The organism is Streptomyces sp. NPDC028910 (assembly GCF_055564955.1).
The window spans coordinates 1-11,111 of the sequence record NZ_JBVHVF010000050.1; the positions used below are offsets into that span (position 1 = coordinate 1).

Annotated in this window: 10 protein-coding genes and 1 pseudogene; 9 read left to right on the forward strand and 2 right to left on the reverse strand. The window is 68.1% G+C overall.

Annotation, left to right across the window (positions count from 1 at the left end; genetic code table 11):
• The 8 genes and pseudogenes from ACZ4TV_RS33165 to ACZ4TV_RS33200 all read left to right on the forward strand — a co-directional run.
• Window positions 1-159 (forward strand): annotated as a pseudogene (locus ACZ4TV_RS33165) (IS982 family transposase); the annotation flags it as partial.
• 138 nt (window positions 160-297) lie between these two features.
• Window positions 298-891, forward strand: a complete 594-nt coding sequence (locus ACZ4TV_RS33170; protein WP_468138965.1) for a DinB family protein — start codon at window positions 298-300, stop codon at window positions 889-891.
• A gap of 149 nt (window positions 892-1,040) precedes the next feature.
• Window positions 1,041-1,655: a TnsA-like heteromeric transposase endonuclease subunit gene (locus tag ACZ4TV_RS33175; RefSeq protein ID WP_468138967.1), complete on the forward strand. Its 615-nt coding sequence runs from the start codon at window positions 1,041-1,043 to the stop codon at window positions 1,653-1,655.
• A gap of 262 nt (window positions 1,656-1,917) precedes the next feature.
• Window positions 1,918-3,108, forward strand: coding sequence for a transposase family protein (locus ACZ4TV_RS33180; RefSeq protein ID WP_468138968.1), 1,191 nt, complete (start codon window positions 1,918-1,920; stop codon window positions 3,106-3,108).
• A 781-nt stretch (window positions 3,109-3,889) separates the two neighbouring features.
• The gene (locus ACZ4TV_RS33185; RefSeq protein ID WP_468138969.1) at window positions 3,890-4,957 is read left to right on the forward strand and encodes a TniB family NTP-binding protein; all 1,068 of its coding nucleotides are present in this window, start codon (window positions 3,890-3,892) and stop codon (window positions 4,955-4,957) included.
• A 721-nt stretch (window positions 4,958-5,678) separates the two neighbouring features.
• Entirely contained in the window at window positions 5,679-6,089 is a 411-nt protein-coding gene (locus ACZ4TV_RS33190; RefSeq protein WP_468138970.1) for a hypothetical protein, read from the forward strand.
• Window positions 6,090-6,636: 547 nt separating this feature from the next.
• A complete protein-coding gene (locus tag ACZ4TV_RS33195) occupies window positions 6,637-6,867 on the forward strand; it encodes a hypothetical protein (protein ID WP_468138971.1) in 231 nt (76 codons plus the stop codon).
• A 5-nt stretch (window positions 6,868-6,872) separates the two neighbouring features.
• Window positions 6,873-7,901: a serine hydrolase domain-containing protein gene (locus tag ACZ4TV_RS33200; RefSeq protein WP_468138973.1), complete on the forward strand. Its 1,029-nt coding sequence runs from the start codon at window positions 6,873-6,875 to the stop codon at window positions 7,899-7,901.
• Between the two features lie 67 nt (window positions 7,902-7,968).
• Here the strand turns inward: ACZ4TV_RS33200 and ACZ4TV_RS33205 are convergent, their stop codons facing one another.
• Together ACZ4TV_RS33205 and ACZ4TV_RS33210 are read right to left on the reverse strand one after the other, a co-directional pair.
• Window positions 7,969-8,712 (reverse strand): barstar family protein, encoded by a 744-nt coding sequence (locus ACZ4TV_RS33205; RefSeq protein ID WP_468138974.1) that lies wholly within the window; start codon window positions 8,710-8,712, stop codon window positions 7,969-7,971.
• Between the two features lie 177 nt (window positions 8,713-8,889).
• Complete coding sequence (locus tag ACZ4TV_RS33210; RefSeq protein WP_468138975.1) at window positions 8,890-9,945, reverse strand: PP2C family protein-serine/threonine phosphatase; 1,056 nt, start codon at window positions 9,943-9,945, stop codon at window positions 8,890-8,892.
• A gap of 600 nt (window positions 9,946-10,545) precedes the next feature.
• Between ACZ4TV_RS33210 and ACZ4TV_RS33215 the strand changes: the two genes are divergently transcribed.
• Window positions 10,546-10,674, forward strand: coding sequence for a DUF6233 domain-containing protein (locus ACZ4TV_RS33215; protein ID WP_468138976.1), 129 nt, complete (start codon window positions 10,546-10,548; stop codon window positions 10,672-10,674).
• Window positions 10,675-11,111 lie beyond the last annotated feature (437 nt).

Sequence of the window (11,111 nt, forward strand, 5' to 3'; positions counted from 1 at the left end):
CTCAAAGGCCAGCTCGACCTCGAACGCCACGGAGCCAGGACCCCAGCCGGAGTCCTGGCCCGGATCGGACAACGCATCCTCACCCTGACCGCAGCCATCTGGCACAACCGGACCAACGGCACAGCCACCACACGATCACTCATCGCCTACGACCACTGACGAAGACTTCGGACTTACTCGTCTAGTCCCTGTCTCAAGTGATCTAGTCCGATTGGCTCGCCGTGTCAGATGATCTGGTTCGCCGCGAGTAGCGGAAAAGGCGGTGGGCGAAGATCGTTCAAGCGGCAGACTGGCCCGATGACCGCATCGGATCCCAAGGCTGACCTTCACTTTTATCTGCAGTCCGCCCGTGATGCCTTGCTCTGGAAGCTCGAAGGGCTCTCGGAGTACGACATCCGCCGCCCGCTGACGCCGACCGGCACCAACCTTTTGGGCCTGGTGAAACACGTGGCCAGTGTGGAGCTGGGCTACCTCGGCGACACCTTCGGACGGCCGTCCGGCGAGCCGCTGCCCTGGCTCGAAGACGGTGCTGAGCCCAACGCGGATATGTGGGCCACCGCCGACGAGTCACGCGATCACATCGTGGAGCTTTACCGCCGGGCGTGGGCGCACGCGGACGCGACGATCGACGCGCTGGCTCTGGACACGAACGGCAAGGTGCCGTGGTGGCCCAACGGGAGGGACGAGGTGACGTTGCACCATGCCGTGGTGCGCGTGATCGCCGATACACACCGGCACGCCGGGCACGCGGACATCCTCCGGGAACTCATAGACGGGGCCGTGGGGATGAACCAGGGCAACGACAGCATGCCGCCGGGCGACTCAGCGTGGTGGGAGAACTATCGAACCCGGCTGGAGCGTGCGGCTCAGGAAGCCGATCGAGACGCGTAACTGCGGACCAGACCGAGTCAGCCGGCTACCGGCATCGGCTCTCACAGGGATGTCGCTCGTTGGGGTGACGCCTTCCGCGTCCGGGACATGGGACCCCGCTGGGTGTTCCACCCTCGCAGTGCAGGGGCGAGGGCAGCGGGGAGGTGCTCGTGGGCGAGCCCGCGCAGGCGACACCTGCCTGGGAGTACGCGTCGGAGGTCCAGGTGGGGTTCGTCGGTGCCGACGGCGCCGCACGGCTCGGTCCACTAGCCCGTTACTGGGGCGAGCCGTTCGAACTGGCCTCGCCGACCCGGAAGTTCATCGCGTTCAAGGGGCAGAAGAACTTCACTGGTGACTACTGGGCGGCGACCACGCGTGACCTGGTGGGTTACGAGTCGTGGGTGGAGCGGGACGCCGCGATGGCCCTGGACTTCGATCCTGCCGTCGTCGCTCTGGCCTCCCAGCCCTTCCATTTGGTCTGGGCGGATGGCGACCGGGATCGTGAACACACCCCGGACTACTTCGCCAGGTTGTCCGACGGCACCGGCATGGTGGTCGATGTCCGGCCGAGAGCCTCGTTGATGAGGAGGCTGCCGAGGTCTTCGCGTTCACCGCGCGGGTCTGCGCAACAGTGGGGTGGCAGTTCCGGCTGGTCGGAGACCTGGGCCAGCCCTTCCGGGCGAATTTGCGCTGGCTGTCGCGCTACCGCCATCCGCGGTGCCACCGGGCGTCGGTGGCGGATGTGCTGCGGGAGGTGTTCGCCGAACCGCAGATGCTGTTCGTGAGGGCCGATCGGGTCGGAGACCGGATGGGGGGTGCTCCCGGTGCTCTATCACCTGCTCTGGAACCACGAACTGACTGCGGAACTGGTCTCGGGCCCACTCGATGGCGGGACGGTCGTCCGCCTGGCGGCGAGGGGACGGTTATGAGGTCCGCGCGTCCAGGACGGCTGCGGCTGGGTGACCGGGTGACGTTCGAGAAACGTACGTACACGGTCGTCGGGCTGACCGGGATGCGGGTTGCCTAGCCGATACCCACGGCACAGGCATGCTCATCGATCAGGTCCATCTCCAGGCGGCCGAGGACTTCGCTGTCCTGGGCGCTGGCGAGCGGGCCGCTCTGGGCTCGGCCGCGCTGCTGGACCACCTGCCGGAGAAAGTCGCGGAGCGGGCGTTGTGGTGGCAGCGCCACTTGATCGAGATCCTGACCGGTCTGCCGCCGGATGCTCCGGCGGGGGCCGGGCCCCGGCCCGAATATGACCCGGCCTGCCGGTGGCTGGCGGAACGTGAGCGGGCGAAGGCGGCGGAACTGACAGTGCTGGGCGAGGAGATCAGCGCGCGGACCGTGAAGCGAAAGCGGCAACGCTACGAGGCCGGCGGCATCGCCGCGGTGGTGGACCACCGTCTTGCCCCGCACGCTTCGCTGCTGGGCCGGGCTGATCCTCGCGTGGTGGCGGCGATGCGCCAGGCCATCGCGGAGAGTGTTCCGGCGTCCACTCGCACGATCGAGTACGCACGCTGGCGGACCGGGTGGATCCTGGCCGCCGAGCACGGCGAGGACGTGGTGGAGATGCCGTCTCGGGCCACGTTCTACCGGCTCTTCGGGAAGCTGTCCGGCGGGGTCCACGTGACCGGGTCGGCTCGCACCCGGCGGTCCCTGGCTGATCAGCCGGAGGGCCCGTTCCGTTATGAGCAGGTCGCGGCCCCGGGCGAGCTGATGCAGATCGATTCCACTCCGCTGGATGTGCTGGTGCGGCTCGATGAGGGGGTGCCCGGCCGGGTCGAGCTCTGCGGCCTGGTCGATATCGCCACCCGCACCATCGTCGCCGCGGTCGTGCGGCCCACCACCAAGTCGGTGGACGCCTCGCTGCTGCTGGCCCGTGCTCTGACCCCGGAACCGATGCGGCCCGGCTGGTCGGATGCACTGAAGATGTCCCGGTCGGTGCTGCCGCACCGCAGGCTGCTGTCGCTGGACGAGCGCCTGGAGCACGCAGCGGCCCGGCCGGTGATCATCCCCGAGACCATCGTCTGCGACCGGGGCAAGGCGTTCATCTCGGAGAACTTCCGCTCCGCCTGCCGAACTCTGGAGATCATCTTCCAGCCTTGCCACCCCCGGTCGCCTGCGGAGAAGCCCCACATCGAACGGACGCTCGAATCGGTGGCCACGCTGTTCTGCCAGTTCCCTCCCGGCTACTTGGGCCGCACGGCCGAGCATCGCGGACGGAACGTCGAGGACTAACCGTTGTGGTCGATGCTGGAGATCGAGGAACTTCTGGACGAATGGCTCATCGCCAAGTGGCAGAACAGGCACCACGACGGGCTCAGGGACCCCGGCAGCCCCGGCCGCACCTTCACCCCCAACCAGAAGTACGCCTCTCTCATCGAGAGTGCCGGCTACGTCCCCCTGGCCCTGACCGGGGACGACTACGTCGAACTGCTGCCCGCGACCTGGCGGGCCGTCAACTCCTACGGCGTCAAGATCAACCATCGCATCTACGACTGCGCGGAGCTGGGCCCCTTTCGGCGCCAGCCTTCCGGGATCACACGCAAGCGGAACCTGTGGGAGGTCCACCGCGACCCCTACGACGCCAACTGGATCCGGGTCCGCAACCACTGGGAGAACGGCTGGACTCCGGTCCCCTGGAAACACCTCGGCACCGTCCCGCAGCCCTTCGGTGATCTGGCCTGGGATCACGCCGCGGCCCACCTACGTCAGCAGGGCGAGATCGACCCGACCGAGGAGCGGATCGCCCAGGCGGTCACGGAACTCCTGACCAGAGCCAGCCAGGGCCCAGCGGCGACGGGAAGGCTCGGCCCTCCCGTCGCGACCGGCGGGTCGCCGCCCGGACCCGCGCCGCCGCCGAGAACCCTGGTCCTCGACCGCCCCGGCCCGAGACGGCACCGGCCGACACAGACGACCCGCCGCCCCACGATGACGAGGAGGGCGGCGACGAGGACGAACCTGTCGCGAAGGTCATCCCGCTCGGTGTTTTCGACCCCTTCAAGGAGGCTGACAAGCGATGGTGACCGCGACCGGCCCCGCCCCCGGCCAGCAGCCGGACCCGGGCCAGCACCACGGCTGGCGACGTGCCCTGGACCGGGAGGAACTGCACCGCTACCTCACCACCCTGGAAGGCTGGAGGGAGTTCGCCATCCGGGATCCGGCCCCGCCCGACCTGCTGCCCGACCGTGTCCTGGACGGCCTGGATCCGGAGGAGCGGGAGGACTACGACGACGGCCGCATCGACTACCACACCCGGCTGACCGTGGCCGAGACCTCCACCTTGCGCACCGTCGTCCACACCGGCAGGCGCCTGACCCTGCTCAACCGGCATGCGATCAGCGCCCGCCGGGGCTTGATCCTTTCCGGCCCGGCCGGCACCGGCAAGACGACCGCACTCACCCAGTTCGGCAAGACCGTCGAGGCCAGCGACCGACGCCGGCACCCCGGAGTCGACGGACGGATCCCAGTGGTCTACGTCACCGTCCCACCCGCCGCGACCTCGCGCATGCTGGCCGTGGAATTCGCCCGCTTCCTGGGCCTGCCCGTCACCACCCGCGCCAACATCACCGACGTCATCGAAGCCGTCTGCGGCGTCCTCATCAACGCAAGGGTCACCGTCGTGTGTGTCGACGAACTGCACAATCTCTCCCTCGCGACCCGCAACGGCGCCGAGGTCTCGGACACCTTGAAATACTTCTCCGAGCGCATCCCGGCGACCTTCATCTACGCCGGCGTCGATCTGGAGGCCAATGGGCTGTTCGACGGCACCCGGGGCAGGCAGATCGCCGGACGGTTCGGCGTCATCGAGACCGTCCCCTTCCCCCGCACCGAGGAATGGACCGGACTGGTCACCACCCTCGAACAGGCCCTGCGACTGCACCACCACCGATCCAGAACCCTGGAAGGGCTGGCCCACTACCTCCACGACCGCACCGGCGGGATGATCGGCTCCCTGTCCCACCTCATCCGCGGCGCGGCCATCGACGCCGTCCTCGACGGCACAGAGAAGATCACCCGCAAGTCCCTGCAGCAGGTGAAGCTCGACCGCGCGGCACAGAAGCGCAGAGCCCGACCGGCCTCATGAGCACCGGCGAGAACGACGACGGCCGGCTCCGACTGCTGCCGGTCCGCCCCCGTCCAAAAACCGGAGAAAGTACGGACTCCTACGTCCGCCGGCTGGCCCGAGCCAACCACCTCAAGCCCAGCTACCTCCGCGGATACCTCGTCGGCCCACCGGACTACGGACACGGCAAACGCCCGCGAGCCGACCGGCTCGCAGCAGTCACCGGACGCCGGCAAGACGCACTGGAACGGGCACTCTCCGATCTGGTGCGACAGAAGCGTCCGGAACCCGAGAAACCCAAGCCCAGCTTCACCAAGACCGCGGACAAGCCCGCGCTCTTCGCAGCGATCCGCAAGGACGCCCAAACCGAGCAGTTGCCGGTCTCACATCTGGCGAGGCGTCACCGCGTCAGCCACGCCACGGTCCGGCAGGCCCTGAAGTCACCAACGCCGCCGCCCCGCAAGAAACGGCCCCCCCATCGTGGGCCCTGCCAAGGAACGAGTCGGCCCCACCATCGACGCCATCCTCGACGAATACGCCACCACGCACGCCGGCCAGCTCCTCACCGTGAGAGAGGTCTGGGAGACGCTGCTGGACGACCACGACATCACCGTCTCCTACGGAACAGTCCACCGCTACATGTCCAGCCACCCGCTCAAGAACCCGGACACGTTGATCAGCCACGCTGAACCCCACCACAGGAAACCACCTCGCCTCGACCCAACAGACCTTCCACGCGGCCGTGTTCAAGCAGTACCGGGCGCTGCTGACCGCAATCCGCCGAGAACCCGCCCGGCACGGCCTTGGCGGCACCTTCGCCACGGCCACCGCCTTCGTCCTCGGCCTGGACGCCGGAAGCAACTGGCACATGCTCGCGGGATTCCAGGAATGGCTCGTCGTCCGCCACGGCACAGGACACAACCTGACCTGGCCGATCCTCATCCGTCACCTCGCCCCTGGAGGATGGGTCCACCCACTCACACAGCCGACCGACACCGCAGCCGTGACCACACTCCACCAGCTCCTCAGCGAGTTCTTCGATGCGCGAGAAGAGTCCGACGGCCTGGGAAGGATCTTCAAGAGCTACCAGTCGTGGCTGACGACCCAGGCGTGGTATCAGTTCGAAACAGCAGAGCCGGACCAGATCAGCTGAGACAGCCTCCGGCATCCACCCGTCCGGGACCACATCACCCGAGAATCCCGGCATCTCCACGTCTCACCTGAACTGGTCGCCGCAGGTCAGCGGGCCGCCCCCGAACCAGATCCTTTGAGACGGGACAAGCTTGACCAATCTCATCGAACTTTGACCGGCTCTCGTCCTGGTCAGCGGGCGCGGTATCCCACCCTCAGCTGGCGCGTGGTGGCACACGATCCGCTAGACCCTCGGCCAGTCATCCGGGTCTAGCGCGACGAGCCGGAAGGGCTGCCCGTCCACGTCAGCGACCACGACCCCTGGCTGCACTGGAGGTCACGCGAGAAAGGAAACGCTCGGGGTCAAGGTACGAGACTGTGTACGGGAAGGGCGGTACGCCCTCACCCGGTCTTAGCTGGGGCGTCGGGTGATTGCGCGAGCATGACGATGGTTGAGGATGAAGACATCGGGTGCCCACCGGCTCCTCCCATTGCGACAACTCTCGACACCTCAGCGGTGCGGTCAACTTAGGTTGACGATTGAGGGGGATGTCAACTAAGGTTGACTCATGACTGGAGTTGACATTTCGTCGATCACCGAGAACGCCGATCCCATCGAAGCACTACGCGAGGCAGCCGCGCTGCGCCACCGCCTGGAAGGACAGGAAGAGGTTCTGGTGTACCGGGCGCGGGCGGCAGGGACGACGTGGACGCAGATCGCCGAGGCGCTGGGGGTCTCAAAGCAGGCCGTACACAAGAAGTACGGCGGCCGACGCCTGTTCGGCCGGACGGAGGCCTGACGATCATGACCTCGCTCCTCGATGATCTGGTACGACGAACGGCGGAGCGGCTCGGTGCCCGACAGCGTGGCGTCGTCGTGGTGGGTGCCGTCCGGGGCGGGCAGTCCGCACTCCACGGCGCAGACCCGGGCACGCTGTTCGAGATCGGTTCCGTCACCAAGACGTTCACCGCTCTGGCCCTGGCCCAGCTCACCGTGCGTGGCACCGTGGGGCTGGACCAACCGCTTCGCGACCTGCTACCCCGCGACATCACGGCTCCCGAACGCGGCGGCGGAGTCATCAAGTTGGCTCACCTGGCCTGCCACACGTCCGGCCTACCCCGGTTGCCCAAGGGCCTTCTGCCGCGAGGCCTGTTCCGATCGGACCCCTACGCCGGCTGCACGGGCGAACTCCTGCTGGACGGATTGCGGCGCACCCGTTTGCGGTCGGTGCCAGGTACCCGCTTCCGCTACTCCAACTTCGGCGCCGGCCTGCTCGGGCTCGCCCTGGCACGCCACACCGGCACCGACTACGACGCGCTTATTCAGGCCGAGATCTGCCGGCCCCTCGGCATGACCGACACCCACGTGGTTCTCGACCCTGGACGCACCGCACGACTGGCCGCCGGCCATTCCCGCACCGGCCGCCCCCGCCCGCCCTGGCACCTGGCCGCCCTCGCCGGCGCCGGCGGCCTGCACTCCACCGTGCCCGACCTGCTCACGCTGGCCCGGGCCCAGATCGGCCCCGCACCCGAAGAACTCGCCGAGGCCATCGCTCTCACCCACACCACCGCCCACCGCATCAACGCCAGAGCCGTTGTTCATCCCGGCTGGATCTCGGCCAACCTGCCCCGCAGCCAGCACCGGATCCTGTTCCACACCGGCGGCACTGGCGGCTACCGCAGCCTGCTGGCCATAGCCCCCGAACACCGGGCTGCAGTCGTCATCCTCAATGCCAACGCCCGACCCGTGGACCGTCCCGGCTTCAACCTGCTCGCGCAGATCATCGACTCCGGACCCAGTCCGGACCCCGTCCCGGCCGCCACCGGCGCCTGACCGGGGGCGGCCCACTCCGCGTCCGTCATGTCCGTCATGTCCGTCGGAACGAGCTGCTCAGGAGGCCCTACTCGTATGCACCGAGCGCCCCGTCGCGGCGTAGGTGCTCAGAGCGGGACTGGAGGATGTCCAGGGCCTCGTGGATCGAGCAGCCGAGCTGCTCTCTGAACAGCTTGATGCCCTTGATGGTCATGCCGCTGAGGATCTCCTCGTCCGCGAAGGAGAGCGGGCCGGCCGTCCAGGGGGCAGATGCGGGATCTCCACCGGGCCAGTCGACGTCGGTCAAGGTGGCAAGCAGGCGGCCGTCCGAGAGCGCCACCGCCACGTCCGTGCCGCGGGCCGCCTTCTCCGTGAAGGCAACGGGTGCAGTGTGGTCCAAGAGGAAGACGAAGTGCTGGGCCATACGCGGCCGCCACTCATCGAACTCGCCGTCGGCGTCCAGGCGGAGGTTGGAGTTCCAAGCCGCCTGGGCGAGAACCGATACGAACAGCCCGAGGAAGTCCGACTTCAGCAGGTCGTCCGCGTGCTCGATCAGAATCGCGAGGTCCTGGTTACCGTGCCCGGGACCGTGCCAGTCGTGGAGGCAGTCCACGAGCGCGTCCCAGTTGTGGCCGAAGTAGCCGAGGAACGACAACTCCCGGGCGAACGTGCGGAAGACGGACGCGGCATCCCGCATTTCCCGGCCGTCCAGCCGCAGGACCAGACCGTTTTGCTGCACGAGCGCGGCCGTTTCCGACGCCAGCCATGGGTCGGCCGGGGAGGTGAACACGACCCATGGGGAGCGATGTTCCGTCAGAGTGGGCTTCGTCATCATGGGCGAGATCCTTGCACGGAACGTGGTCAGAGCCCGAGTGATGAACAGAGGACAGATCGTTCTCAACGAACATAGTCCGCCCAGGTCAGCAGGCATCTTGCGTGCTGCGGCAGCGGTATCCGCCGTCGCGACGACGACGCCGACCTCCGGCTGAGCGACCGACATGCGGGCCACTCACTGGGACTCCGTGCCCCGTGGTTCACGCAGGCGTACGGCGAGGGCGGCGATGTCGTCGTCAAGGCGTCCTCTGCTGTAGCGGAGGAGATCACGGTGAAGAGCCGCGAGCAGTTCGCGGGGTGGTGTCGCGGGCTGTCGACGCATCCAGGCTGCCAGCGGGAAGAACTCGCCGTCGCGGGCGCGGGCCTCGGCGATCCCGTCGGTATAGAGAAGCAGCAGGTCGCCGGGGGCGAAGTCGAAGGTGTCGACGTTGTACTGATCGCCGATCAGCTCCGCGAGGCTGAGCAGCGGCGATGGGGTGGCCGGCTCAAGGACACGGAGTTTCCCGCGGTTCAGGAGCAGCGGCGGAGGGTGTCCGCAGTTGAGGATGCCGATACGTCTGCCCTCGTGCGGAATCTCGACGAGAAGGGCGGTGGCGAAGCGCTCCATCGGCCCCTCGGGGGGAAAGGCGGCGTTGTAGCGGGTGCTGCTGGCGTCCAGCCTGCGTGCGACGTTGACCATGTCGGTCTCGCCGTAGGCCGCTTCCCGGAAGGCGTTGACGATCGCCGCGGCCGCTCCCACTGCCGGCAGGCCCTTGCCCCGCACGTCACCGATGAGCAGCCTGACCCCGTAGGGCGTATCGACCACCTCGTAGAAGTCCCCGCCGATGCGGGCCTCCGCGGCGGCCGCGAGATACAGCGCCTCGATCTCGACATTCCCGAAGCGGCGTGGCATAGGGCTCAGCACCACCTGCTGCGCCGCGTCGGCGACGAGCCGTACCTGAAAGAGGGTGCGCTCCCGCTGGAGTCGGAGATGGCTTCCGTACGCGGCGGCCACGGTGACCGCGATGATCCCCGCGGCCGTCCACCACGTCCCCAGATCGGGGAAGACGAGGCTGAGGCCGATCATCAGAAAGAGGCAGACCGTTCCGAGCAGGACGGTGGGGAGGACCGGCCACATGGCGGCGGCGAGGGCCGGCGCCGCGGGCAGGAGGCGACTGAAGGCCATTTCCGGCGGAGTGGTGTATGCCAGGCTGGCGATGACGACGGTCAGGATGACCGGCGACAGCCGCACAAGTCTTCCCGTGCCGGGGCGCCTATGGAGCCGCGGCCGTCCAGACTCGATCACACCTCACAGAATATCTACGTAGTGCGGACATAGCGCTCTGACGAATCAGAGCCGGCCGCCCGCCCTGGACCGGCCCGCCCTGGATGGCATGAGCGCGCTGGGCACGGAGTCGCACATACATTCGAGCAGCTGTTCAATAAGTGGACGCCGCCCTCCCCTTCCCCCACGACCTGGTCTGCCTCAAGCGCGGCAGATCCCTACGCACAACCAGCCCGCCCTCCGGCCCCCCTCGGTACGGCGGAGCTGCGGCGGGAGCTGATCCGGCTCTTCTGCTTGATCAGCTCACATCCGTGCTGGGAGGAGCGTGGCTGGAGCACGGCGGGCCGTGTCCAGCTGCACGCACCAGGACGCGGGCCCGGCTCCCGAACACGCCCACTTCCTCGCTCACCTCGCTGCCCGCGGGCTTGACGAACCCGATGGGTACCAAGTCCATCACGCCCAGCTGGGCCTCCGGGCATCACCGGACCTGGTGGAATCCCTGCCCGAGTTCCTCGTCCCCGCCATGGTGGAGATCGAGGGCCAGCCGGTCACCCGATCCCCACAGAATTGCGGGGCCACGCGGGAGACTGCTCTAGGGGCGGCGGCAAGCCAATCAGCCGCGAGGAAGCCCGCCGGACGCTCGCCGAGGGTGTTGAGCCGTGCCCGTACTGCAGCCCGATAGCCCGCTCGGCATGACCAGCTGGCCCGTCGGCGTACGCGGCTCCCGCAGTGGCGGGTACGTTCGGCCGTATGGGGCTCGTACTCTCCATGGTCGCGGCTCCCCCGGTCTCTCAACCAGCAGCCGCAGCCGTCCCCTCCCCCTCCGGAGCCGGGCGACTCAAGGTCTCACCGCCGCTCCCGGCCTGGCATCGACAGCATCGACCCGCGGGCGCCAGGCTGCTGGTTGCGGCGAGAACGCCCCGCGCGTCAGGCTCTGGAGCAGGTCGGCTTCTGCTGCGACTCCAGAAGGCGGGGGGCGACGCCCCTGGCAACGGGTTCTCCGAGGCGCCGCGGGCGTGCGTTTCGACTTCACGCAGCTACTGAGATTGAACTCGTGATGTCGCATGGTTGCTCAGGTGGGTCTGATGGTCAGGCCGGTCTCGGCGAGGCATCCGTCTATGAGGTGACCGCGG

Bases quoted from the DNA above. Each gene is read 5' to 3' on its own strand.
- ACZ4TV_RS33170 (WP_468138965.1), top strand. From the start codon at position 298: ATGACCGCATCGGATCCCAAGGCTGACCTTCACTTTTATCTGCAGTCC.
- ACZ4TV_RS33185 (WP_468138969.1), top strand. From the start codon at position 3,890: ATGGTGACCGCGACCGGCCCCGCCCCCGGCCAGCAGCCGGACCCGGGC.
- ACZ4TV_RS33200 (WP_468138973.1), top strand. From the start codon at position 6,873: ATGACCTCGCTCCTCGATGATCTGGTACGACGAACGGCGGAGCGGCTC.
- ACZ4TV_RS33180 (WP_468138968.1), top strand. From the start codon at position 1,918: ATGCTCATCGATCAGGTCCATCTCCAGGCGGCCGAGGACTTCGCTGTC.
- ACZ4TV_RS33205 (WP_468138974.1), bottom strand. From the start codon at position 8,712: ATGACGAAGCCCACTCTGACGGAACATCGCTCCCCATGGGTCGTGTTC.
- ACZ4TV_RS33195 (WP_468138971.1), top strand. From the start codon at position 6,637: ATGACTGGAGTTGACATTTCGTCGATCACCGAGAACGCCGATCCCATC.